The organism is Providencia sp. PROV269, assembly GCF_028477785.1.
In the GTDB taxonomy this organism is placed as follows: domain Bacteria; phylum Pseudomonadota; class Gammaproteobacteria; order Enterobacterales; family Enterobacteriaceae; genus Providencia; species Providencia rettgeri.
This window is the reverse complement of the sequence record NZ_JAMPLV010000013.1, coordinates 18,657-39,577: the sequence shown is the minus strand read 5'-3', so window position 1 is coordinate 39,577 and position 20,921 is coordinate 18,657. Positions and strand designations below refer to the sequence as shown.

The 20,921-nt window shown below is 43.2% G+C and carries 35 protein-coding genes; 2 read left to right on the top strand and 33 right to left on the bottom strand.

Annotation, left to right across the window (positions count from 1 at the left end; translation table 11 throughout):
* Window positions 1-6 precede the first annotated feature (6 nt).
* The 33 genes from PR683_RS15075 to PR683_RS14915 all read right to left on the bottom strand — a co-directional run bounded on the left by PR683_RS15075 (window position 7) and on the right by PR683_RS14915 (window position 19,855).
* Window positions 7-390, bottom strand: coding sequence for a phage tail termination protein (locus tag PR683_RS15075; RefSeq protein WP_272581868.1), 384 nt, complete (start codon window positions 388-390; stop codon window positions 7-9).
* Window positions 387-827 (bottom strand): hypothetical protein, encoded by a 441-nt coding sequence (locus PR683_RS15070; RefSeq protein WP_210786671.1) that lies wholly within the window; start codon window positions 825-827, stop codon window positions 387-389. The genes PR683_RS15075 and PR683_RS15070 overlap by 4 nt, the downstream gene beginning before the upstream one ends.
* A 2-nt stretch (window positions 828-829) precedes the next feature.
* Window positions 830-1,198: a hypothetical protein gene (locus PR683_RS15065; RefSeq protein ID WP_272581867.1), complete on the bottom strand. Its 369-nt coding sequence runs from the start codon at window positions 1,196-1,198 to the stop codon at window positions 830-832.
* Window positions 1,195-1,566: a DUF7370 family protein gene (locus PR683_RS15060; RefSeq protein WP_272581866.1), complete on the bottom strand. Its 372-nt coding sequence runs from the start codon at window positions 1,564-1,566 to the stop codon at window positions 1,195-1,197. Before PR683_RS15060 ends, PR683_RS15065 begins: the two co-directional genes overlap by 4 nt.
* A complete protein-coding gene (locus PR683_RS15055) occupies window positions 1,550-1,759 on the bottom strand; it encodes a hypothetical protein (protein WP_136135541.1) in 210 nt (69 codons plus the stop codon). The genes PR683_RS15060 and PR683_RS15055 overlap by 17 nt, the downstream gene beginning before the upstream one ends.
* A 9-nt stretch (window positions 1,760-1,768) precedes the next feature.
* Complete coding sequence (locus PR683_RS15050) at window positions 1,769-2,833, bottom strand: major capsid protein (RefSeq protein WP_272581865.1); 1,065 nt, start codon at window positions 2,831-2,833, stop codon at window positions 1,769-1,771.
* 10 nt (window positions 2,834-2,843) lie between these two features.
* Window positions 2,844-3,284 carry a hypothetical protein gene (locus PR683_RS15045; protein WP_126437294.1) on the bottom strand — a complete coding sequence of 147 codons (441 nt, stop codon included), beginning with the start codon at window positions 3,282-3,284 and terminating at the stop codon, window positions 2,844-2,846.
* 3 nt (window positions 3,285-3,287) lie between these two features.
* Window positions 3,288-4,679: a DUF2213 domain-containing protein gene (locus tag PR683_RS15040; protein WP_272581864.1), complete on the bottom strand. Its 1,392-nt coding sequence runs from the start codon at window positions 4,677-4,679 to the stop codon at window positions 3,288-3,290.
* Between the two features lie 18 nt (window positions 4,680-4,697).
* Window positions 4,698-4,949 (bottom strand): hypothetical protein, encoded by a 252-nt coding sequence (locus tag PR683_RS15035; RefSeq protein WP_210848410.1) that lies wholly within the window; start codon window positions 4,947-4,949, stop codon window positions 4,698-4,700.
* On the bottom strand, window positions 4,949-5,956 hold the full coding sequence (locus PR683_RS15030; RefSeq protein ID WP_272581863.1) for a phage minor head protein: 1,008 nt from the start codon (window positions 5,954-5,956) through the stop codon (window positions 4,949-4,951). Before PR683_RS15030 ends, PR683_RS15035 begins: the two co-directional genes overlap by 1 nt.
* Window positions 5,910-7,352 carry an anti-CBASS protein Acb1 family protein gene (locus PR683_RS15025; RefSeq protein WP_231138079.1) on the bottom strand — a complete coding sequence of 481 codons (1,443 nt, stop codon included), beginning with the start codon at window positions 7,350-7,352 and terminating at the stop codon, window positions 5,910-5,912. Before PR683_RS15025 ends, PR683_RS15030 begins: the two co-directional genes overlap by 47 nt.
* Before the next feature lie 11 nt (window positions 7,353-7,363).
* Window positions 7,364-8,830, bottom strand: coding sequence for a phage terminase large subunit family protein (locus PR683_RS15020; protein ID WP_272581862.1), 1,467 nt, complete (start codon window positions 8,828-8,830; stop codon window positions 7,364-7,366).
* The gene (locus tag PR683_RS15015; protein ID WP_181488390.1) at window positions 8,817-9,248 is read right to left on the bottom strand and encodes a terminase small subunit; all 432 of its coding nucleotides are present in this window, start codon (window positions 9,246-9,248) and stop codon (window positions 8,817-8,819) included. Before PR683_RS15015 ends, PR683_RS15020 begins: the two co-directional genes overlap by 14 nt.
* Window positions 9,249-9,306: 58 nt before the next feature.
* On the bottom strand, window positions 9,307-9,495 hold the full coding sequence (locus PR683_RS15010; protein WP_042847873.1) for a hypothetical protein: 189 nt from the start codon (window positions 9,493-9,495) through the stop codon (window positions 9,307-9,309).
* Window positions 9,496-9,527: 32 nt separating this feature from the next.
* Window positions 9,528-10,025 (bottom strand): KilA-N domain-containing protein, encoded by a 498-nt coding sequence (locus PR683_RS15005; RefSeq protein ID WP_272581861.1) that lies wholly within the window; start codon window positions 10,023-10,025, stop codon window positions 9,528-9,530.
* Window positions 10,026-10,453: 428 nt separating this feature from the next.
* Complete coding sequence (gene lysC / locus PR683_RS15000) at window positions 10,454-10,771, bottom strand: Rz1-like lysis system protein LysC (protein ID WP_272581860.1); 318 nt, start codon at window positions 10,769-10,771, stop codon at window positions 10,454-10,456.
* 201 nt (window positions 10,772-10,972) lie between these two features.
* Entirely contained in the window at window positions 10,973-11,389 is a 417-nt protein-coding gene (locus PR683_RS14995; RefSeq protein WP_272581859.1) for a structural protein, read from the bottom strand.
* On the bottom strand, window positions 11,382-11,741 hold the full coding sequence (locus tag PR683_RS14990; protein WP_262410969.1) for a phage holin family protein: 360 nt from the start codon (window positions 11,739-11,741) through the stop codon (window positions 11,382-11,384). The genes PR683_RS14995 and PR683_RS14990 overlap by 8 nt, the downstream gene beginning before the upstream one ends.
* Window positions 11,742-12,106: 365 nt before the next feature.
* Window positions 12,107-12,490 (bottom strand): antiterminator Q family protein, encoded by a 384-nt coding sequence (locus PR683_RS14985; RefSeq protein WP_181488398.1) that lies wholly within the window; start codon window positions 12,488-12,490, stop codon window positions 12,107-12,109.
* A gap of 3 nt (window positions 12,491-12,493) precedes the next feature.
* Window positions 12,494-12,778 (bottom strand): hypothetical protein, encoded by a 285-nt coding sequence (locus PR683_RS14980; protein WP_140180799.1) that lies wholly within the window; start codon window positions 12,776-12,778, stop codon window positions 12,494-12,496.
* The gene (locus tag PR683_RS14975) at window positions 12,775-12,936 is read right to left on the bottom strand and encodes a hypothetical protein (RefSeq protein ID WP_272581858.1); all 162 of its coding nucleotides are present in this window, start codon (window positions 12,934-12,936) and stop codon (window positions 12,775-12,777) included. Before PR683_RS14975 ends, PR683_RS14980 begins: the two co-directional genes overlap by 4 nt.
* A 635-nt stretch (window positions 12,937-13,571) precedes the next feature.
* Window positions 13,572-14,045, bottom strand: coding sequence for a recombination protein NinB (locus PR683_RS14970; RefSeq protein WP_272581857.1), 474 nt, complete (start codon window positions 14,043-14,045; stop codon window positions 13,572-13,574).
* A gap of 8 nt (window positions 14,046-14,053) precedes the next feature.
* The gene (locus PR683_RS14965) at window positions 14,054-14,305 is read right to left on the bottom strand and encodes a DUF4752 family protein (protein WP_272581856.1); all 252 of its coding nucleotides are present in this window, start codon (window positions 14,303-14,305) and stop codon (window positions 14,054-14,056) included.
* A gap of 178 nt (window positions 14,306-14,483) precedes the next feature.
* Complete coding sequence (locus PR683_RS14960) at window positions 14,484-14,711, bottom strand: hypothetical protein (RefSeq protein ID WP_272581855.1); 228 nt, start codon at window positions 14,709-14,711, stop codon at window positions 14,484-14,486.
* The gene (locus PR683_RS14955) at window positions 14,712-14,921 is read right to left on the bottom strand and encodes a hypothetical protein (RefSeq protein ID WP_272581854.1); all 210 of its coding nucleotides are present in this window, start codon (window positions 14,919-14,921) and stop codon (window positions 14,712-14,714) included.
* Window positions 14,908-15,225 carry a hypothetical protein gene (locus tag PR683_RS14950; RefSeq protein ID WP_272581853.1) on the bottom strand — a complete coding sequence of 106 codons (318 nt, stop codon included), beginning with the start codon at window positions 15,223-15,225 and terminating at the stop codon, window positions 14,908-14,910. The genes PR683_RS14955 and PR683_RS14950 overlap by 14 nt, the downstream gene beginning before the upstream one ends.
* A gap of 15 nt (window positions 15,226-15,240) precedes the next feature.
* Window positions 15,241-15,471 carry a hypothetical protein gene (locus tag PR683_RS14945; protein ID WP_272581852.1) on the bottom strand — a complete coding sequence of 77 codons (231 nt, stop codon included), beginning with the start codon at window positions 15,469-15,471 and terminating at the stop codon, window positions 15,241-15,243.
* Window positions 15,472-15,496: 25 nt separating this feature from the next.
* Window positions 15,497-16,453 carry a primase-helicase zinc-binding domain-containing protein gene (locus PR683_RS14940; protein ID WP_272581851.1) on the bottom strand — a complete coding sequence of 319 codons (957 nt, stop codon included), beginning with the start codon at window positions 16,451-16,453 and terminating at the stop codon, window positions 15,497-15,499.
* Window positions 16,416-18,053, bottom strand: a complete 1,638-nt coding sequence (locus PR683_RS14935; protein ID WP_272581850.1) for a DEAD/DEAH box helicase — start codon at window positions 18,051-18,053, stop codon at window positions 16,416-16,418. The genes PR683_RS14940 and PR683_RS14935 overlap by 38 nt, the downstream gene beginning before the upstream one ends.
* Before the next feature lie 2 nt (window positions 18,054-18,055).
* Window positions 18,056-18,442 (bottom strand): hypothetical protein, encoded by a 387-nt coding sequence (locus tag PR683_RS14930; protein ID WP_226693973.1) that lies wholly within the window; start codon window positions 18,440-18,442, stop codon window positions 18,056-18,058.
* A 307-nt stretch (window positions 18,443-18,749) separates the two neighbouring features.
* Window positions 18,750-19,076, bottom strand: a complete 327-nt coding sequence (locus PR683_RS14925) for a hypothetical protein (protein WP_140180822.1) — start codon at window positions 19,074-19,076, stop codon at window positions 18,750-18,752.
* A 119-nt stretch (window positions 19,077-19,195) separates the two neighbouring features.
* Complete coding sequence (locus PR683_RS14920) at window positions 19,196-19,516, bottom strand: CII family transcriptional regulator (RefSeq protein ID WP_217008193.1); 321 nt, start codon at window positions 19,514-19,516, stop codon at window positions 19,196-19,198.
* 132 nt (window positions 19,517-19,648) lie between these two features.
* Window positions 19,649-19,855 carry a helix-turn-helix domain-containing protein gene (locus tag PR683_RS14915; RefSeq protein WP_105881154.1) on the bottom strand — a complete coding sequence of 69 codons (207 nt, stop codon included), beginning with the start codon at window positions 19,853-19,855 and terminating at the stop codon, window positions 19,649-19,651.
* Between the two features lie 98 nt (window positions 19,856-19,953).
* On the opposite strand from PR683_RS14915, the gene PR683_RS14910 reads away from it, so the two are divergent.
* On the top strand, window positions 19,954-20,625 hold the full coding sequence (locus PR683_RS14910) for an XRE family transcriptional regulator (RefSeq protein WP_129467310.1): 672 nt from the start codon (window positions 19,954-19,956) through the stop codon (window positions 20,623-20,625).
* Between the two features lie 148 nt (window positions 20,626-20,773).
* Window positions 20,774-20,908 (top strand): hypothetical protein, encoded by a 135-nt coding sequence (locus tag PR683_RS14905; protein WP_255254513.1) that lies wholly within the window; start codon window positions 20,774-20,776, stop codon window positions 20,906-20,908.
* Window positions 20,909-20,921 lie beyond the last annotated feature (13 nt).

Below are 20,921 nucleotides of genomic sequence, written 5' to 3'. Positions count from 1 at the left end.
ACTCCGTTATCGTGAGATTATTGTGTTGAAATTGATTTCGAAAAAGGTGCGGTTTTCACTCATAAAGCTTGAGCCACCGCCTATAGGTCGCATCATGGTGATGCAGCCTGATTTGTAATCATCAATCATGGTGTTTCGGATCATCGATGCTAAATCATCAATATCGTCAACATTGGTTTCGTTTCTTGCAGAAATTAGAACTATCCTGTAACTATCATCAACAAATGCCTCTTCAGACCTGCCATCGCTCATATTCTGAATAAGCATAAACCTAATAAGTTGGCTATTCTCCGTTTCGTGCCAGAACCTCTTTTGCAACTTATACCCTGCATTGAAGCCATGTGATTCAAGCCAATCAGCAATAGCTTCGAATACATCGCTTGACTTCATATTTTGTAGCCTCGTTTAATGATTTCCTGTATTTCTGACGCTGCGTTTTCAAAGCCTTTGCGTAAGAAATCAGGCTCGGCGTTAGGATCCCAATATCTCCCCTTGCCAGTACCGCCACCAAATGAGACACCGCTTCGAGTTTTACCAAAATCTTCCCTTGGCTGGCCTTTAAGCTTACCTTTCATCTGACTAACCGCTGCGGCATAGTTGGCTGAATAACCAACTCTAGCCTCATAACCGCTGGGTATTTTCTGCAATTGGCGATACTGACTGTTGATTAGATTAGATGTGTCGATGGGGGTAATTGCCGCAGCATAAGCCGCACCAGTGATAGATATCTCCTGCATAACTCTGGCGGTTCGTTGGGTAGCAATAAGCTCTAACTCGCTATTGATATTTCCTCTAACTCGCCTGATACCTTTGACTTTTACGCCCATGATTAAGTCCTTATCACGTAGTCATATTCTTCCCCAAAGAAACTCATGTCATCTTTGCTTACCACAACGATTTGACTCGCATTCGCTAACCTTGGGTCAAGAATGGCTGTTGTGTCTTCCTGCGCGATATAATCACCACGGACAGGATGACGAACAGGCTGACCTTTATGTTTCATCTCGGTGTTGTACAAGTCTTTAGTAACAAACTCAGTCCCGAAATCATCTTTCGCTACCTCGTTACTACCTCGAAATGTGCAGTCGATAAGATATGGAGTGCCATAGGTGATTGTGTCATCCCATTTACCACCGCCGCGAATGACAGGGTAAACAGTAGCGACATTGGTATATGACCAGTTAGCCGTATTACTCACGAGTAACCCCCTACCACACCAAAGAATCCAACCGATTTACTCGCCAGTGGTAACGATAATAAACACCCTGCCGTATCCCACGCTCTCAACTGTTTCAGTAAATGATCCGTACCAGCAGAGTCATAAGTAAACGAGCGTGACGCCCCGTTAGGAGCGCCTTGTGATGATATCTTTCGAGCGCCAGACAATGAGGCGATACGAACCATGGCATAAACTAGAAGTAGCTTTTGCAATGATTCATCATAGTTAGCCGCCAAGCATTCAGATTTCGCATTCACTTGATCCAGTAGCAACAACAGCACGGAATCAGGCAATGTAAACCCAAGCTCGGCTATCATTGGCTTTACATCATCAAGTGTTATCACCATCTGATTTACCTTTACCCTTTTTCTTCTCTGGCGTGGCGACTTCGAGTTTTCGTTCTTCGATTCGCTCGACCAGACCAGCCCGTAGCCATGTTTCAGCGGTTTCTTCTGAGACATCCAGCTGAGCGCCAACCTCTTGTTTTTTGAGGTCGGCACCAGCAAAGAAGTTACTTGAGATAACCTTTACCAGTGCCATGAATCCCCCTTATGCGCCTTTAGCGTGGATAACTGAGAAGTGACCAGCGATGTCTTGCTTAACCATCAGACCAGCAGCACCCCATGTGCGCCATACATAGTCTGAGTTGTAGAACTGACGCGGGTCAGCAACAGTACCGAACGCTTGACCGACGATAGGCGCGATAACACCAGCACCCAGCGGAACAATAAGAACTTCGTTACCTTTCAGCTCATAGTCTTCTTTGATGTCTTTAATGCCCGTGATTTTCTTAATTTCTTCAAGAATGGTGCGGGTTTGGTTAACATCGAAGTAGACAGACTCCCAGTTAGACAGGATTTCGCCAGATACGTACCAAGTCTGCTCGCCGTATTGCAGATTTTGCAGCTTCAGAACGTCACGCAGTTTGATGATTTCAGTGCGAATTTTCTTGCCATCTTGCTCAGTTGCGAGATTGATATTCAATGTCACCTGAGCAACGCGCTCATCACTACGCAGGCCTTTAAAGGTTTTGCCATCAAACGCAATGAAGTTACCCGCAGCATCACGAAAACCATTCCAGATAAAATCGAGGTACTTACGGCGAACAGTATCAACAGAGTCTTTCTGAGCGTCAGATAACGAAGCCAATGCAGAGCCTTTACCGAAAATCGGGTCACGCCATGTGAACTTAAAGCCAGTGTCATGAATTGGCACCATTGTTCCATCGAAGCTATAAGCACTAGCCTCAAGTAACGCACCGACCTGACCACTCATTGACGTGTGAGCCACACCACCTCCGCCTTTACGAGCATACTCATAGACCGACTCATCAATACGAACAGAGCGAGATAGTCCCATAAGGTCGTTTAACAAAGTGAATTCAGTGTTTGGCTGGAATTCAGCTAACACAGTCTGGTCATACGCTTTGTACAGACGTTTAATGTCGTCCACTGCATTGGCAGCATCTAAAACTGGCACATTACGAGCGCGAGAAATAAAGTCAGCCACAGCCTGAGCAGATGAGTTACGCTCCAAACTCAACGCACCGAATTGCGCTTGGTTAGCTTCAAGGTTCCCCGTTTCGGTTGCCTTCTTAGTTGAAAAATAAAACATTCAGTTCTCCTTACTTGAACACAACACGAACCAGCTCACCCGCCGTAACGGTTAAGGCTGTATCTTCTTCGACATAGGCAAATACTGCTTCGCCTTCTGCGCCCGTTGCCAGTGTGATTTGACCATTAGCAACAATAACCGCTTGACCTTTCTTGTAAGTGCCAGCGGCGGCACGCACGTTTAGGAACAGACCTTGCATTGGTTGAATTGCAACAACCCAATCACCAGCCTTGATTACATCATCAACTGTCTGGCAGCGCAGATAATCAAAGTTGGCCACATACAAAATATTCGCTTCTTTACCATCGACAGATGGCGTAAATTTAGCTGTGGTCTCATCATAGAAGCCGATAACACCCGCTTTAGTGTCAGCCGCAGCCGCACCTTCACGATTTAATAGCGGATTAGGAAATACACCACCCGCATGAATTACACGTTTTTTATTCGCCATGTTTTACTCCGGCATATCTGAAACTGATTGAGAGGAATTGACTTGTTGGAATGAACCATTCAGGCCATGTGATACATTGCACCGAGCGTATAGCTCTTTCAGTGGGTCGCCACTTAGCGCATTAACAGCGATGTCGGACATACCGAATTTAGCTTTCACAGCGTCACGCATGGCATTTACTTCTTTGTCTGCATTAGCATTCAACTGCGCTTGAAGTGGGGCAATAGCAGCGTTTACAGCGGCTGTGATTTGTTGCTGTAGTTCACTGTTGTTTGCGGTGTCGGTTTTATCCTTTTCCGCTTTCTCTTTTTTCTCACGCGCAGCTTTTTCTTCTGGCGTTTCCTCTTTCTTTTCTTCGGCGTTCATTTGGCTGTACGCATCAAGTAATTCAGCATCAGATTTACCTTCTGTTTCGATGCCTTTCGCCTTCAGCTTATTGATGATGAGTTCTTTCATCGGGTTAGTTTCCTTATTGGTTTTAACTTCGTACTCTGTTGGCTTGCGCACAACTTCGATAGGCTCACCAACGAGTTCGGCGTCTCCGTCATCGTTCATGAGGTATTTTTGTTGGTAGGTTTTACCTGATTTGTAGTAAATGAATTTATCGGGCCATACCATTTCGTGATAAGGCCAATCATCGCCACTAGAAGCATTGCGTAATGCCGCACGTAATGCGGAATAGATATCTTCAAATGAGAATGAATTATTAGCGAAAAAGAACTTAGCTTTGTTGAATAAGCCTTCTTGTGTGCAGTTTGCTGCATCAATAAGCTCTGCCGTTTCAGTTTCTAGCTTCTCACCCTCGCTATTCACGAACATTCCCACGCCTTCTTCTGGTGTAGCTGCTCCTGGTTCTGATGCGGGTAAAATAGCGATGTGGTCAAAGTGCATGTTTCGGGCAACCCATGTGTAGGCTTTACCCTTTGACTTGCCTTTGTTCTGCTCGCGCTGGAGCAATAATCCCGTTGATACATGAATGGGATCGGAACTATTGCCCGCGATAATGTCATCAATTCTGGATAGGAATTCTTTCCCCTTCTCGCAGCCATCAGCAAAACGACGATTAACTTTCACATCCATGATGACCTTTTCGCCATCCTTACGGACGTTTTCAGCCCATGCCCCAATGTGATATTGATTTACCGCTCGGGGCATGTCTGCCGATACATAATCAGTGCCGATTTTAGGGTGACCGTATGGACACTGCCGCCCCTCCATTGACTTAAAACTACTGTTAATTTCACTAGCTGGATACAAGCCACCATTCATCACAACATCATCGATGACAGGCACAACGCCGCGAATGACGATATGCTCATCACCATCAATAGTTTCAGTTGAGATATTGGAGGAGTTGACAGCCAGTGATTTAACATGAATGCTGGATAGCTTCATGTGTTGGCCTCTTATGGATTACTTCAAAGAAAAGTTTGTTTCGATTTCCTGCTTTTCTGCCTTACTAAATCGACCTATTACCAAGTTACCTTCACGATTTTGAACTTCGACAGTCAGCGTCATTCTCACAATGTCGCGGCAATCGCTTTCAACGCTACAGCTAATGATGCCTCCGATAACTTTTCCATCAGATGTGCAGGCGGTAATTCGACCGTTATGTGAGACAGGGATTAATCCATTAACTATTTGATTCTTAATAATGTCAGCCATTATGCAGCCTCTTTGTTTGTTCGCTTTTCTTCCCACTCATCACGCGACTGAATGAGCCTGTCTAAAATGCTAGGGTTATGCAGCGTGCCATCTTCATTAAGCAATACTGGTTGATTAGCACAGTAGCAGTTGTAGCGATTACCATTGATTGAGTAGAAATATTCCACCTCCTCAACAGTGAATATCTTACCGCTACGTGCTGCATGACTTGGTCTAGTGGTCGGCTTAAGTGCTGATATCCATAAGATGCCAGTTTTCAGCCCTAACCTTTCGCTAGCCCATGTCGTCTCATTCCAATTTGCCCTACGAAGTGCGCCAACTTGCTCCGTCTGTGCGATAGCCTTTGCTCGGGTCATCGATACATCTAACCGCTGGCTAACTATCCGCGCTGTTTCGCGTGGGTTTATGCCTCTTGCTATCGATGTGCCGATTACATTTGCTAGGTCAGTTCGTGCAGCATCAGACAGTCCTCGCCAATCGCTATAGGTAGAGATAAACGCCGCTGCGACCTGATTCTGATAAGCTGACTGTGATAGTAGATAAGTAAGTGTTGTTTGCTGTGCGTAGACTTCAGATTGAACGGCTAAGTTAGTGTAAGCATTCAAGGTGCCGCGTTCATACTCATCAGATACATACCCAAACGCCCACAATCTCTCGTCGCCACCTTCGAGAAGGTAGTCATCAAGTATTGATTGCAGTCTTTCGAGGAATCTAGCGTACTCTGTAGGACGTTCCGCTAGGTCATATATATAAACGCCAGAGTTAACCTTAAAAATCGTGTCAGGCTCATCCTGTGCGTTTTTAGCGAGTATGTAGCTTTGAGTGGGTGATTGCGATTTCTCTCTGCCAGTAAATGACAGGTCGAAGAGTTGCTTGAGTGCTTTCTTGAGTTCGTAATACCGATTGTCAATATCACGGAACATCTTTCTAACTTGCCGCCCTGATTGTGTTGGGTCAGCCTTATTCCTTGGTATTATCGGCGACCCTATCTTTTGATTCTTCATCATCTACTAATGGGTCTCCTTTAGGGCCTGACTCTGGTGGTTCGTCATTTTCAAACTCTTTAAGGGTTTTGAATTCACCGAGCGCCCTAACTTCATTCTCCAATACCACAGGTCGACCATATGCAGCCTGTGTTTTCTGTGCAACATCAGCAGCTTTACTCATGTTGTCCAGTTTTTCAGCTTGGCTTGGTGCGAGCAAATCAGACCAGCTTACTGTTATCTCATCTTTTTGCTCAATAACGCCAAGTTTTCCAAGTTGATGAATTAGGTCGGTGATGACTTTAGCAAGAAACCCCTCTCGTCTTGATTTGCACGTTTTAGCCCAGTCTTTCATGTCCTCTGTCGAGGCGCGTTCACCTGTAATTTGACCGATAAGCACCTTAACTGGCATGTTGATTGATGCCGCAAAAGCCGCTAGAAGCGTGCGCCAAGTCGGCTCTGGGTCGGCTGGCTGAACGGATAGAACGCTGGCAGAGCCTTCCTGCATTAATACAGAAGCATCGATGCTTTGATTTAGCCGTCTAACTTGTTCATCAAGAGCGTCAGCAAGTCCGCTTATATCGGTTCCTAATGCCTCAGCTAATGAGTTAAAGTCAGTCTCTTTGCTAAATGCATAGTTGAGTTGTCGGCTGGCATTCTTTAAAAAGCCCTCAGCGCTACCACCTGACACTTTTTCAATATCAAGTAAGTCGTTGTAACCTTTTCTTAGCAGGGGAATTCCTGATGACATTTTGCCATCTGCCGCACCTTCGATAAGCAGTATCACTCTGTCAGGGTGGACATCAATAATTCTAGATGGTGAACCGTCGCTATCATCCCCCACTGCCATTTCAGTAAACGAGTACATTGTTGGCATGCTGTAGTTTTCACTTGTTTGGTCTTCATCCCAAGTTTTGACATCCAGCTGTGCTTCCCACGCAGGGATTAAGCGAACAATAGCCTTATCTTTCAGTTTTTTGACAATGCCAGTATCTACAGGCTCATTCCATTTTCTGTTATCTCTGATCTGAATAATTAAGCCAGAATAACGTCCAACTAAATTACGCTTATCAGCCTCTACAACTTGTTCCCAGTGTTTTTTAAGTAGTTTGTTTAAGCCGTTATCCCAATCAGTTGAGCCGTCTTTGTCTGCTTTCTCGTCACCCTCGAATACTTCAGGGTAATCAATCCAACACCCAGATATGTATCTATCAACCGCAGCACCGCCTAACGCATTGCGATCATACGCCCTGTAAAAATCATCAAAATTTAGATTCTCAGGCCAGCCAAACTCATTCCATATCCGAGGCCTTTTAGTGTTGCCAGTTCCTAGCGACTGAACGTAGGACATTCTAGCTCTTTGTGCAGCTTTCAATGCGTTATTAACCGCTAATGATAGCCGCTGTTGATTTACTTCCATTTTTGCCCTCATTAACGTTTTCTAACTAGCATTCCGACAATTACTGGCTCACTCAGCTCAGTCAATGCATAAACTGTGGCGTCCATTCTGTCGGGTGACTTCTTGGCTATTTGTGGTACGTATTCCATCATCTGGTTTTCCAGTGTGAATAAGTTTCCTCTGTGTCCAACTCTACCCTGTGCATATAATGCTGATATTGGCTCAGCTCTGGCAAACTTGCCCTTACTGGCATGGATGCGGATAATACGACCTTTGAAACCTGCATTCTTCAAGGTATCTTCAGCCATATCACCGCCTTGGTTAGTTTCAATGACTATTGCGTCAGCCTTATGATGTTCATAGGCCCATATCGCTTTTGTCGCCCAACCATTCGGGGAGTATTTGCCGCTATAATCACCATCGACAGTGAATTGACGTTTATCACCACCACCATATGCGCTAGCCACTGCAATTCCGCTTTCGTCACTCTCATCTGAATTTGTCGCTTGCGGGTCAATAGCTACTACCGTTCGAGCTAATGGCTCTATGATATTCAGCTCACGAGCCGCATTAATCATTTGCTCATTCCACAGCGCTCCTTCCTCGTTAAATCTGCGAGGTCGTTGCATATACTGTGCTTCAAATGTTCTACGATGTGACTCTAAGGCGGTTCGATGTGATTCGTTGTGTTTGAATTCCCACAGCCAGCCATCGTCAAGACCATGCTCAATAGGTATGGCGTGAGAGTTTTCAGGGAATAGCTCTTGATACGATTGAGAATTATCAATGACTACGGGCAAGTAAAGATGATGCCACTTCTCACCAGAGCCACCACGCAATAGATAACCGCTTAAATCGTGGTAATGAATGCGCTGCATAATCACAATCATTGGCGTGGTTTCTATAGCCAATCGTGATTTTATTGTTTCGTTAAAGCGATTATTTACACCGTCACGAACGGTCTCACTATATGCATCGTCGGGCTTAACTGGGTCATCAATAACCAATGCGCCTTGCCAGCCTGACTCCATGTGACCCGCTCGAAAACCTGTTACCTGACCTGCGGCTGATGAAGCGTACACACCGCCGCCAAACTCATTCCACCACATAGCCTTACTATCTGCATCATCGCGTAAAGTCATTGGCCACATAGATTGAAATGCTTGTGACTTAACCATGCTGCGGGTTGTTGATGAGTTAAGTAATGCCAAGTTATGGGAGTATGAAAGATGCATGAAGCGAGCGCGGTTATTTATCGCCATCCCTCGTCCCATCATGTTGATAGTTGCGAGTTCTGTTTTTGTATAACCTGGAGGAACATTAATTATTAGCCGTGTAATCTCGCCACTAATAACCCTATCAAGCGCGTTCTGTATTGCATGGTGATGAGGCGCGACAATCATCTTGCCGCCAGTTCGCTGCTTGAAGAAGTATCGAGAGAAGTACAATCCGTCAGTCTCACACATCTTTGCTCTAATCAGGTCATCAGCAATCGTCATTTTCCATCACCCTTTTAATATCGTCAGGTGACATTGAAACAACCTGAACAGCGCCGCCATTCTTGCCTGTTAGTTCAACTATTTGTTTATCTAGTCCAGTGAGTTTAGCCTTACCCATTGTAGCCGCTACAGCTGCGGACGATTGTGGGGTCTCGGCTGACAAAGCGGCCTTTCTGGCCTCTTCTAGCTCTTCCAACAAACTAGCCACCGTTACATCATGCTTATCCCTGTGTTCTTGCTGAAGCTCTGCAATCCTCACCGTAATCTCACCGTTGTTTAACAGTTCATAGGCTTTGGAGTTGATAGATGTAGCTTTCATCTTTCCAGTGGCATACGCAGTTCGGTATGCCTCCGAAGCATTACCTTTATTCTCTATGTATGCCTGACAGAAAGCCTCTTGCTTTATTGTCAGTGCCATATTCATATCCTCATAACAAATTAAAAAGCCAGTCCGCATAAACTGGCTTTGTGATTGGTTATTCCGCAACTTCAACCACAGGCACATACTCAACGCTGCTGATTTCGTCAGGTGAAATGTATATCCATGCACCGTCAGCTTGTGCAATTGCGATTAGGCCATTAGTCACCCGAGGTTCTTTAGTTGTCATTAAGCCTTCGTATGTTGTGCCGTCTTTCTTTGTTGCTGTTACTGTGTATTTCTTCATATTCCACCCAATAAAAAAGGCCGCTGAGCGACCTACTTGTATTCCAGTGCAATTTGCAGTTTGTTTTCTGCTTCTTGCTTATTGTGTAGCAAGTGGGCTTTTCTTCCACCTCTACCCCAATAATTCATCGTTCTTGCACAGTCACTAACGATTGATGATTCTTGATTGAATATATACCCAGCCATATTCGCTTCAGCCATAAAGCTGGCAACTGAGATTAATTGCCCTGAGAAGTAAGAATCTAAAACTTTGTATGCCGCATATTTGAATGATGGGTTTAGCCACGCAGCGTAGTCATAAGCAACGAACTTGCCACCGTAAGTACCTCCATTTACACCTCTTACAGTGAAAACCACAGATTCGTGGTTTTTCTCAAGCTCCGATAGAAACTCTTTCGTTTGCTTGTTTCTCAGGTAGTGATAAGGAGATTCAGACTCGCTCTTGCCGCTTGCCTTCCACATGTCCGTCAGGCAAATCATGCCTTCTTTGTCTACTCTGACTTTTGTTCCTAACAGTGTTAAATCATTCATAGTGCTTACCTTACTTAGTAATGAGCCTTTGCCACATAGGAAAATCAGCCCATCGAAGCGCACCAGCTATAACTGATTACCTCAAAGACTCATTACCTAAATATTGGCTCGATGTTTATTAGATGTGTGTGCATGTGGTGCACAGGGTGAAATGCGTACTACTGATTACAAAACTTGAATAAATGTAACTTTCTTTTAACTTTACTTTCGTAACGTAACATTAAGAGGGGTATGGTTATTACATCGCTAAGTTATTAACTTCATATATATTCCTACACTTTTAAGCCTCAACACCAGGGGCTATTTTTTTGCCATTAAAAAGCCCCCTAATTGGAGGATCATATTTGTAATATCCGTTTGAGATTACTACCTTTTTAAGGTTGTGGTCATTCACGATTAACGTATAGTTGCGTTACATTCATGAACTACTATTCTCGCTTCGCCCCGATATCTGGGGCATTTCTTTGTTGTTCAATTTCCCGTATTGCTTTCTTGTCCAAGTTGCACTTTGCTATTGATTTCATTGCATCAACTAGCAGTTGCGGCATATCGCCCCAATCAACATTCTCAGGAATATCAGGCTGAGGGCAATCAGCGGTTAGTTGCGCTGGTATCGGTACTGGTTGAACGGGAATCAATACCTCTTTTGTATTTCCGCAGCTTGCTAATAACATCATCGGGCACAGCAGTATTAGCGCACTCATTGTCTTTGAGTACTGTTTTGATAACAGTCTTAACTTTGACATGTTCTGAGTCCTCTAATTGCTTTGCTTTGATGTTGTCGAGTGATACTTGATAGTGAAGAGTTATTGCTGATTGGGTTACTTTGTTTAGTAGCTGGCTTGCTGATAATTGGTTATTTAGGTTGTCGATTTTCCCACTCTGCCACCCAATGCAGACCGTCATAAATAAAATCACAGCTACGCAGATTATCGTTTCACCTAGTTTCACAGTAAGCTCCACGCTTTTTCGAATGTGGCCTCATCATATGGCTGTGAGCCGTTTTCATGACGAATGATTGCCTTTGCCAGTTTGATGGCGGTTGATTTATCATCAAGACTGACAATAGCAGTAGGCGATACACCCAACTCTTTAGCCACACCATTAATATATGCGCCTGTGTTGTTTTCATTCGTCGGAGCCCAGCGGTTAATCAATCCTGATACAGTTTTTAATCCGTATTTCCGTTGATAAGTTCGAAGTAATGCGATTAATGCACGAATGCCATAAGCAGGACTTTCGAACCGACAGAAGCGAGACTCAACACTTGGGTCATGTGGTAATTGACCTTTCCAATTATTGGCTTTGTTATAATCAATATTGCCGGGGTTATTGTTACGGATACCGCGGGATACTTTACTCATCTCTCACTCCAAATTTAACTTTAACTATCTTCACTGCACCTTCAAACAGCGCATATAATTTCTTCGTTCCTAAAAAGCCAATTACAACCCCGCAGAACTCAGCAAGCAAAGCCCATGAACCAGCATCACCACTACGTGATAACCACCAATCTATAAATCGAATGGTTCCAACACTAAGTAAGCCGCACATTATTGCCTCACCAAGCGCCCTCTTCCATTGGGAGCCAGCCTGCTTTTCTCGAATGTAAGCAATGGTTGTAGCGATAGTGAATCCACCAAGGAGTGGGAGCACCGATTGCAGCCAGCGTAAAATCTGCTCCCACCATTCGAATTTTTCTGGCATACGTTTCATACCCACCTCCCCATAGGAGGAATTTAGTTAATAAATAGCCGCGCACAATCTCTATGCGTCAATTAAGTGTGTGTGATTAGAATTCTGTGGCGGCGTATGAGTGACCATCTTGTTAGTGTCAACAAAATGGTAGAAACAAAAAAGGCCGCACTGGGCGACCTCTTGAATGGGTGACTGATATAGCTCAGTCTGGCTGCATTGCGCTAACAATGCTCTATGGCGACAGGATACGTTGAACTACCAAATATCTTTTGGTGGTTGGAATTCATCCAATAAAAAAGCCCCACCGAAGTGAGGCTCTATAAGCTGCTGACGTTGTTGTCACTCTTATCACAATATCAGCTATTTTACGATCGTAAAGCAATTTAATGAATTATCTCTACATATTTATCCATTTCCAAAGTGACATCCAACCACATCAACATTCCATCAATTTGCCCCTCTGCTTTCTGTAATTTTTTACCAATGTGAGTGTCAGAGCATTTATGCTTTTTAGCCAACTGAATGAATGTCATACCAAACAGATAATAATCGAGTAGCAGATCATGCATTTCGCTATCTTTTCTATTTAGCTGCGCCATACATTCAGAGATGATCATTGCATCATCTTCGCAGCACTGGTCTCGTGACTTCACCTTGCTTGGAATTAAACTACTGAACCCAGCCGCTACAGAATACCATTGTACTGATTCTGTATTATCAGCCGCCCATGCTCCCCAACGCTCTAACACTTGTTGAATATCACGCATTGTTCACCTCGTGTTAATTTGCGAGCTTTTGCAGTCAGCTTCGGGTTTAATACACTTAACAATAGAAACGGCACTATCTAATTCTTTGGCGAGACTGGAAGTGCCATTCACTCTTGTTTTATATATTGTCATTAGGCGACCATTGATAACTACATGACCTTCAGCGTTAACATCTTTTGAGTATTTTTTTACCGTCGCTCGATAGCATCCTAGATATCTAGAAACTTCTGCCATATTTCCATACGTTTTGATGAGTAATTCTGGAATGGTTGTTATCTCTGCCTTCATACATCCCCCATCTGATAAGTTATGTCGTGCTGATACCAATCAGGCAGTGTGAACTCAATGCGACCTGTTACACCTTCGCTACGTAGCTCCTGAAGCCGTTTAAGCTCAACTTTCATATGCTGGTATAAATCATCCATCTGCCATGGTTTTAACTTCACAGCCGTTCCAGCTAAACGAGCCACGCTATCAATAGTCATCTCGCTGTAAGTGATAACAGCATGAGCATTGAATTCGTGTGGGTCTTCGCCTAATTTTCGGTGACAGCCTGCGCAGTGTGAGAAAGCATTGAGAGGATGGTATCGAGTTGCTTTGTGTCGTCGTGATTTGAAGTGGGAGCAGTGAAGTTTTGAAGGTTCGTGTCTAAAGTGTCTTCCGCAGTAGTCGCATTCGTAATCTGTTCGTTCCCTGACTAACTGCGAAAATACAATGTCGTATTTATCGCGTTTTAGTGACATATCAACGTATTACCTCCGCAATTAAACCTGCCACTAAAGCAAAGGTAGACCAAATCAAAACAAATTTTCCGTATTTGAATAACAAGTCAAAGTTAAACATGTGCTTATGAAATGTCTCTTTGTACGTTGGGTGATTATTTTTATTCATCTCCACATCCTATTAATCATTGTTCGCGGTGTTGGCTTGAGCCATTTTTGGGTGGGTAAATTGACTGATACATCGAAATACTGAGGGTTAATATTGAGTATCTTTACTGGTGAATAACCTTGTCGCCTGTAGTGCTCACAAAGTCTTTCTGCTTCCTCGTATGTAAGAAGCTTGTGTATGTGAGGTTCTTTCATCTCTCTTGCTGCTCCTTGAGTTTCTGTTTGTCACCGATGCGTTGCGCCCACTCTAATTCTCTCTTTGCGTCATCAGTGAATTTCACGTCATTTTGTGAGCCGAACCAGTGAGCACATTCGATAACATCCGCTATTTGCCTTACTCGCATTTTGCTAGTACGTTCACCGAAATAAACAATGCCGCCGCCTAACCCGACAGCCGAGCGTTGAGCCTCGCCCTTAACTTGCTTGTTAAGCACAGTGATTAAGTCTTTCCAGTCCTCCTTGTCGTACCGCTGACCTTGCCACATGACCTGCTCAGACAAATCAGTAAGAGTTGCCCACATACGGTCATTTTGTGCTTTGGTTCGTTTAGGTTCGGAGAGTTTTACTTCGTAGGGCTTGGTTGAATCTATTGGTAGGTTTTGTATTGCTTCGATGGCGTTCTGTCTGATGTTTTTACTACTGAGATAGTATGTCTTTAGTGACATTTAACCTCCTATTGACGATAAATCATAACGACTAAGCCGCCTTTGGTTGCAAACTTAATAGTCTGGTTATCTTTAATTTCGCCTAGTTCAAACGCATCGTACAACTCATCAATCGCCGCTTGCTTGCGTTCCTTTGATTTGCGTTTAAATAGCTTGCTGAAAATTAAACTTACGAACCAGCAAAACGCCTGTGTAACAATCCACACGTAGCCCATCATTGATAACGTGCCTACTATCCATTTGTATGTTTCATCACTCACTGTTAGCTCTCCTAATCGTCAAGTTTCATAATCCTAATGGAGTCTTTTTTTATCTTTCTTAATTGCTTTTTTGTTGGCTTGGATGGGCGGTAACATTCAATATAACGACCATAGCTAAACACTATTACAGCCCAGCAATTCCAATTATTCCCTGTGTCATAAATTACTTTTGTTCCTATCATAACAACGGCTCCCGTAATCCTGTTTTCACATATTTGATATCGTAGGCAATGTTAATTTCCCATTCGTCATAATCGTGACCGTAGTAATTACCGCCAGACCATGCGCGTTCGTCTTGGTCATTCAGTATCAAATCCCATTGCTCATCGTTTAGTTTTACAAGCCTGTCGACGTTGGCGTCGAATACCTGCTGCTTAATCATTCGTGCAAGTGGTGATTCCATCATTCACCCTCTGGCATTGGTGGGGGAGTACCAATCAGTTACATCACCCAATATTCTGCCTTTCCCGTTTCGGCTAAAATGAATAAATGTCGGCTTTTTCTCTTCATCGTGAATGAATATAGCTCTAACTATTGCACCATTGTTCTTAGTGAGAACTACCATGTAATCTTTAGGTAATCCCTCGCTCACCTTAACCCAATTAGTTCCCCGCATTAGATGCCTCCCTCTGGCTTTTTGCTGTGCCTGAATTGCCGAATGTGTGAATCATTTTAGGTAGTCCGTTACTGCCGCTAATCTCATTCATATATTGAAAAAGCTCATGATTTTCTAACACTCTAGCCACGACACTAGCTCTAATAAATATTCGGCTTCTGTTAAGCCTCCTTTTGCGAGCAGCCATTATTTCACGCCAGCGTTTTCTATCAGGATATCCAGCAGCTGCATGCGCCCTAGCTGAAATGATATCTTTGTGATTTTTCCATGCTGCCAATAGCTCTGTTAACGTTGTTCCTTTCATCACTCAACACCTCGCTTAATTGCCCGCCATAAACTCACGCTTGCTAACTCGCATGTATGCCTTACCTCTTGGAAAGCATCTGTTCATTTGTCTAATCAATCGCGTTGCTTTTCTTTTGATTGGGTGATCTGTGGTGTCTACCAGTGGGTGGTTTACCCATTGTTGGCTATCAATTAGCAACTCATAATTTTTGTAGCAGTTATCTAAATCTGAATATGGGTAATCCTTGTGAAATAATATGCTCATCTAGAAGTCCTTATGATTTGGTGTGTTAGGCTGCTTGCTTGCGCCATAACTCCTGTTGAAATACCTTTGCCCCATTGACTAGCATGTCGTTAAAGTCGCCTATTCCGTCAATCCATCGGACACTGACTTTCTCAACATCGTTGTTGCTAAGAATATTTCGATTGCCGCACTCAAAAGCGGCTGCTAGCCCTGTGCCGTTGCTGTCCGTGTCTGCAAATATGATGAGGTGTTTAACGCCTTTTGGTGCTCTAAACTTCCGCATGAAATTGGCATTTAACGTTGACCAAGTGTTACAGCCGTAGACTTGCTGACAGGAAAGAGCTGTTTCTATTCCCTCGGCAATCCCCAGCGTTGATGCTACTGGGGTCATTCGAATAGCGATAGAGCCAGCAAAATCTAAATAGTTATCTTCCTGTAGTTTGGTAAGGCGTTTATTCCCTTCAAAGTTTGCCTTTTTTTCCCCATCCAAGAACGTCCTATGCAGATAACAACCAGCACCGCGATCATCTGTTGCTATTGACCAGAGTGAGGTAAATCCGTTCTGTTGCGTGCTGCTGTATCTGATATGCTGAGACGGTAAAACGTTGATCCCCCTGCCCATCAAATAACGGTGAGCTGATGTATCTTTAAGTGGGATTAGTGAGGCGAACTTTGCGATTACTTTTGAATGAGTGGCTTTTACATCTGATTGGGTTTGCGGTACTGCTTGACCTGAATAACTGTTTCCGATTAATCGGTCTATCTCACTAGCTAAAACTCTAAAATCTTTTTGTTGGGTAAGTTCCAGTAATTTCCAACCATCCCCAGCCCCACATGAACATATCCAAGACCCCTTTCCGTTTTTATCGTCTATCCTGAATTTCCCTTTCTTGCCACATATTGGGCATTCACCTAGATAATGTTTTTTCCCTGTGATTGGCGGTAATTTGTAATACTCAAATATTTCAGGCCATCGCCCTACTACTGCTTCTACCGTCTTCACGATTACCTCCTAAACTGAGTTGTTCCCGTATGCCTTTTAGGTGTGACCTTGCAGAGTCCATTTTTTCAGACTCTGTTTTCGGCTTTACCTCTTTGGCGTTTTGCTTCTCCTGCATTTTTGCAAAGGCGATATTTTTTGACCGAATGTAATTACTGACTTCGGGTGTTATTTCCTGCGGTGAGTCATGTAAACCACGAGGCCATACACCAAATTTTTTCTTGTACGTGTGAGCACACCAACCATCTGAAATCGGCTTGCCTGATATCTCACGCTGTTTTTGATAAAACTTGATTTGTGACCACCAACTCTGTTTTTGCTCTTTGGTGAATATCTGTTCACCCGCTTTCAGCTTTTTGAGTTCGCGTGTTTCATCGACTTGAACGTTTTCCCCCATCAGTGGTTTAAATCCACACTTAGGGCAAACGTAAACGCCTGCGGGCTTCATGTAATGGCACGATGGACACTCTTTAGGTTTTTTCTCAGCTTTTTCTTTCTCGCTGTAACCACTTTGAGTTTTCATTCCGTCATTTTTCTTTTGCAAATCGTCGTATTCGATATCATCAGGAAAGCCAAGTAAGTGAACTGATCCTGAGTGGTCGAATATGAGACACTTGTCTTTTCCCTTTGCTGTTCTCAATCCGCGCCCAAGACACTGAACCCATCTAATTTCTGACTTTGTTGGCCTTGCGTAGATGATGCAGCGAACATCACTATCAAACCCTGCAACAAGAACACCAACGTTAACGATGATTTTTGTAGCTCCACTTTCAAAACGGTTAATAATCAACTGCCGCTCATCGTGTGGCGTGTCTGCTGTCATCACCTCAGCGTTGATCCCCGCTCGGTTAAATTCCATCGTGACGTAGTTTGCATGGCTAACATTGACGCAAAAACAAACTGTTGGCCTATCCTCGCCATGTTCTAACCAAAACTTGACGATATTCCCGACTAAATCAGAATCGCCCATGATTTTGGCTAACTGCTCCTCGTTGTAGTCATTGCCGAATGCCGACAGTTTTGATGTTTTCACACCGCTAACATCAGGATTATCTGGCGCATAAAACTCGTAAGGACTCAGATCACCAATTTCGATTAACTCCTTCATCGTCGTTGGTTTAATCAGTGTTTCGTAGTATTCCCCCATCCACCCAGCAAATGGTGTTCCTGATAATCCAACTACACGAATATCCGTATCTCGAATGATTTCGAGTATTTTTTTTCGCTTCATGTGGGCTTCATCGATGATAAGTAAATCGATATTGTCAGGGAATTTGCGACGAATTAGCGTATCTGCTGATGCAATTTGAATTAGCTTTTCGGGGTCATACAGTGGGTGATCTCGCCACACATAACTGATTTCGTCTGGCGGCAAACCATATTCAACAAACCGTGTTGCTGTCTGGTCTAATAACACTGTGTAAGGCGCTACAAACATAACTCGCAGCTTCCTAGAGACTAGGCCGTCTGCCATGAATGCGGCTATTGCCGTTTTACCAAACCCCACACTTGCCGAAAGTAACATCGTTCGATGCTGATTCCAGTTTCTTCTGAGCATATCCAATGCGGTGACTTGCTTAGCTTTTGGCGTTATACTGAGCATGATTAATTCCTTTTTGCGTTACGCCCGTTTGCCTCCCTCAAGGTTTTTCGGGCTATCTCCTCAAGCTTTTTTGAGTTAATGGCTTCTGCTGCGTCATTAAAATCAATAACCTGAGCACCTTTCCTGTCCATCGTGTAGTAACAGGATTTCGATATATTCCAGCTCCTTCCCCCCCAGTTAAATTCTGGATTTATTGCGTATATGCCACGCTTGAACTTGATTAAACCTGCAACCTCAAGCTCTTTGTTGGCTCTTTGAATACTTCGCGCTGTGACGTTTAACTCGCTTGCTACCTCTGCCGAAGTCGCAACAAAACGCCCATGCCGCCAGTCACAATTCTCAACGATATGTCCGTACAGCTCCGTTGCTACGGGAGACAATCCAGCCATTCGTTTAAACAGCTCCTTGGCTTTAAAAACTCGTGACCATTTGTGCATAAAATCGTAACCTATTGATTTTTAACAAAGCGACCGAACCTGTCGCAAAAAGCGACAAACCCTGTCGTTTTGATGTTGATTAACCTCATGATTTTTAACGAATTTCTTAATTGCCCTCTCCTTGTCCTTATAGGGGTAAATTCAGAACTCGGATTTTCATTTTTTGGTTTTTGAATCAGATACTTATGCCTAGTGCCATGTATCGGCATTGCTACACTTTCCAAGGAACAGGCCATATTTTTGTATGGAATTCGGTGATTCAGGCGACACCTTGAGATGGTTGGTTCATCTGGCTAGTGCCTTGTTGAAAAACTCTCGGATCAGAAACATGTCCATCGAGATAGGAAGCATAGTTTTTTACAAAGTTTCTTAATCGTGTATTTGCTGCTTTTCTGCCAGCATTTATTTTTTTGTAAGATATAGGCTCATCGTCGAAATGCTCTTGATAAACCTCAGAATATTTAACTGATACCTTTGGTCTTACTGATGGCCTTAGCCTCAATAACATTTCCCTGATCCAGTTTTCATCTTGTTCAAAATAATAACTTGGCATTAAAACATTGACGTTATACTCATAATTATCCATATACTTTTTAACTCCATGAATTTAAAGCCCATTAAAAATAAATTAATGAGCTTATCTATGAGTGATCAAATCATTTGACTAATACTGATTATTCGTCCAGTATTAATGGGTAACTACAATTAGATGTTTAAACTAATTTGAGTCTCATCGGGTGCCACCGTTGAGGCTTTTCTTTTTGGGTATCTGACATGCTCTAGCATCTGAATTAATGCCCTAGCCTCATCTCCCTGAATAATCACATCTTGAATTGGCGCATCGAACCCTATTGCGTCTAGCAGTCTTGCTGCCTTCTCAACAAAGCCGTTCTCAGCTTGCCATCTAGTGATTTGGGATTCGTGTACACCGACAGCCTTAGCAACTTGCTTAGGTGTGGTTAAGATGATCCCTTTTCGAATACGAGCCTCAATAGCTCGCACGTTGCGTGAAATTGCGTAGTCCATTTGTTAAATTCCTTTTGACGTAGTTAGTCCGTTGCTCACGATCCTGTGAGTGTGTATTGCTTGGTAAATCTGTCGCTTTATCGGCGACTCCGTAGCAGTAAATAACCCTGCGATTGTTAAAGAACATTTTTTTTACATATATCTTTTTGGATACAGAATTTGCATTTCTGTAATTTTATCGCCGTAGAATCTCGCTAATCTTTCTGCTAATTCTAATGAAGCAGCCTGAGTTCCTCGCTCTAATCTGCTTAAGTTACCAACATCACAATTGATAGCATTGGCAACTTCAGAAATTGTTAGTTGCTCTTCTAGGCGAATTTTTCTTAATGGTGTTTGCATATCTCACTCCTTTTAGATGCGCTACACGCATATTATCACAAGTAAAAATATGCGCAATACGCTTTGTGCAATACGCATAAATAAAGTTGAATTAAGGCATGAAAATAGGAACTAGAATTCGCGAAATACGAAAAAGCAAAGGGATGACAATCCTTGAACTAGCCACAGCTATTGGTAGTGATGTGGGCAATATTTCTCGCCTAGAAACCAATAAGCAAGGCTATTCAGAAAACACGCTAGTGAAAATAGCGTCAGCCCTAGGAGTCACGGTTGCTGATTTATTTACTGAAGATCCAGTAAAACCAGACGAAATTGAATACATCGGTGAAATGCCATCTGGCACCGTTAAGGTTATCGGTGAGGCTGTTTTAGGTATAGATGGTGCAGTAGACATGATGGAAGAGCATAACGGCTGGTTAAAGATTTACAGTGATGACAAGGATGCTTATGGATTGAAGGTTAAAGGCGATAGCATGTGGCCTAGAATCCAATCTGGCGAATACGTAGTGGTTGAGCCTAATACTAGCGTAAGGTCTGGTGATGAGGTCTTTGTTAGAACTGTAGATGGTCACAACATGATCAAGGTATTCAATAAAACCAGAGATGGCGATTATCAATTTACTAGCATTAACAATGCGCATAAGCCTATAACTCTAGAACCTAGCCAAGTGGATAAAATGCACTATGTAGCCGCGATTGTTAAGCCTACAAAGTATATTGATAAATGGGAACGTGAAACAAAATTAAATATGCCTCCATATGTTCAATAAGTCTCAGTGGCCTGACGACACGTTTTAAATGAAGAAACTGCTAGAACTGATATCCAACGCTAACATAATGATACTGCTAGTTGTTATTGCGGTGCTGGATATCATTCTATTGTTACTGATTGCATTTGATAATTAGTGAGGGTTCGATATGAAAAGATTATTAGAACTCATCAGTAAAAATAAGCTGCTGATTGTTATGTTAATAATAGCGCTAGCAGTTGGAGCAGTATTACAGTTTGCAGAAGAACCTTTTGCTTGGATTTCTATTTTCAATGCAGAGTAGAGTAAATATACGT

Bases quoted from the DNA above. Each gene is read 5' to 3' on its own strand.
- PR683_RS15045 (WP_126437294.1), bottom strand. From the start codon at position 3,284: ATGGCGAATAAAAAACGTGTAATTCATGCGGGTGGTGTATTTCCTAAT.
- PR683_RS14990 (WP_262410969.1), bottom strand. From the start codon at position 11,741: ATGAAACGTATGCCAGAAAAATTCGAATGGTGGGAGCAGATTTTACGC.
- PR683_RS14950 (WP_272581853.1), bottom strand. From the start codon at position 15,225: ATGAAAGGAACAACGTTAACAGAGCTATTGGCAGCATGGAAAAATCAC.
- PR683_RS14905 (WP_255254513.1), top strand. From the start codon at position 20,774: ATGAAAAGATTATTAGAACTCATCAGTAAAAATAAGCTGCTGATTGTT.
- PR683_RS15050 (WP_272581865.1), bottom strand. From the start codon at position 2,833: ATGTTTTATTTTTCAACTAAGAAGGCAACCGAAACGGGGAACCTTGAA.
- PR683_RS14935 (WP_272581850.1), bottom strand. From the start codon at position 18,053: ATGCTCAGTATAACGCCAAAAGCTAAGCAAGTCACCGCATTGGATATG.
- PR683_RS14925 (WP_140180822.1), bottom strand. From the start codon at position 19,076: ATGGATAATTATGAGTATAACGTCAATGTTTTAATGCCAAGTTATTAT.
- PR683_RS15015 (WP_181488390.1), bottom strand. From the start codon at position 9,248: ATGGCACTGACAATAAAGCAAGAGGCTTTCTGTCAGGCATACATAGAG.
- PR683_RS14980 (WP_140180799.1), bottom strand. From the start codon at position 12,778: ATGAAGGCAGAGATAACAACCATTCCAGAATTACTCATCAAAACGTAT.
- PR683_RS15055 (WP_136135541.1), bottom strand. From the start codon at position 1,759: ATGGCACTGGTAAAGGTTATCTCAAGTAACTTCTTTGCTGGTGCCGAC.
- PR683_RS14920 (WP_217008193.1), bottom strand. From the start codon at position 19,516: ATGGACTACGCAATTTCACGCAACGTGCGAGCTATTGAGGCTCGTATT.
- PR683_RS14915 (WP_105881154.1), bottom strand. From the start codon at position 19,855: ATGCAAACACCATTAAGAAAAATTCGCCTAGAAGAGCAACTAACAATT.
- PR683_RS14970 (WP_272581857.1), bottom strand. From the start codon at position 14,045: ATGTCACTAAAGACATACTATCTCAGTAGTAAAAACATCAGACAGAAC.
- PR683_RS15030 (WP_272581863.1), bottom strand. From the start codon at position 5,956: ATGATGAAGAATCAAAAGATAGGGTCGCCGATAATACCAAGGAATAAG.
- PR683_RS14995 (WP_272581859.1), bottom strand. From the start codon at position 11,389: ATGAGTAAAGTATCCCGCGGTATCCGTAACAATAACCCCGGCAATATT.
- PR683_RS15075 (WP_272581868.1), bottom strand. From the start codon at position 390: ATGAAGTCAAGCGATGTATTCGAAGCTATTGCTGATTGGCTTGAATCA.
- PR683_RS14985 (WP_181488398.1), bottom strand. From the start codon at position 12,490: ATGCGTGATATTCAACAAGTGTTAGAGCGTTGGGGAGCATGGGCGGCT.
- PR683_RS14955 (WP_272581854.1), bottom strand. From the start codon at position 14,921: ATGCGGGGAACTAATTGGGTTAAGGTGAGCGAGGGATTACCTAAAGAT.
- PR683_RS14945 (WP_272581852.1), bottom strand. From the start codon at position 15,471: ATGAGCATATTATTTCACAAGGATTACCCATATTCAGATTTAGATAAC.
- PR683_RS15025 (WP_231138079.1), bottom strand. From the start codon at position 7,352: ATGGAAGTAAATCAACAGCGGCTATCATTAGCGGTTAATAACGCATTG.
- PR683_RS15010 (WP_042847873.1), bottom strand. From the start codon at position 9,495: ATGAAGAAATACACAGTAACAGCAACAAAGAAAGACGGCACAACATAC.
- PR683_RS15070 (WP_210786671.1), bottom strand. From the start codon at position 827: ATGGGCGTAAAAGTCAAAGGTATCAGGCGAGTTAGAGGAAATATCAAT.
- PR683_RS15035 (WP_210848410.1), bottom strand. From the start codon at position 4,949: ATGGCTGACATTATTAAGAATCAAATAGTTAATGGATTAATCCCTGTC.
- PR683_RS14960 (WP_272581855.1), bottom strand. From the start codon at position 14,711: ATGATGGAATCACCACTTGCACGAATGATTAAGCAGCAGGTATTCGAC.
- PR683_RS14910 (WP_129467310.1), top strand. From the start codon at position 19,954: ATGAAAATAGGAACTAGAATTCGCGAAATACGAAAAAGCAAAGGGATG.
- PR683_RS15005 (WP_272581861.1), bottom strand. From the start codon at position 10,025: ATGAATGATTTAACACTGTTAGGAACAAAAGTCAGAGTAGACAAAGAA.
- PR683_RS15060 (WP_272581866.1), bottom strand. From the start codon at position 1,566: ATGGTGATAACACTTGATGATGTAAAGCCAATGATAGCCGAGCTTGGG.
- PR683_RS14930 (WP_226693973.1), bottom strand. From the start codon at position 18,442: ATGGCTGGATTGTCTCCCGTAGCAACGGAGCTGTACGGACATATCGTT.
- lysC (WP_272581860.1), bottom strand. From the start codon at position 10,771: ATGTCAAAGTTAAGACTGTTATCAAAACAGTACTCAAAGACAATGAGT.
- PR683_RS15040 (WP_272581864.1), bottom strand. From the start codon at position 4,679: ATGAAGCTATCCAGCATTCATGTTAAATCACTGGCTGTCAACTCCTCC.
- PR683_RS15020 (WP_272581862.1), bottom strand. From the start codon at position 8,830: ATGACGATTGCTGATGACCTGATTAGAGCAAAGATGTGTGAGACTGAC.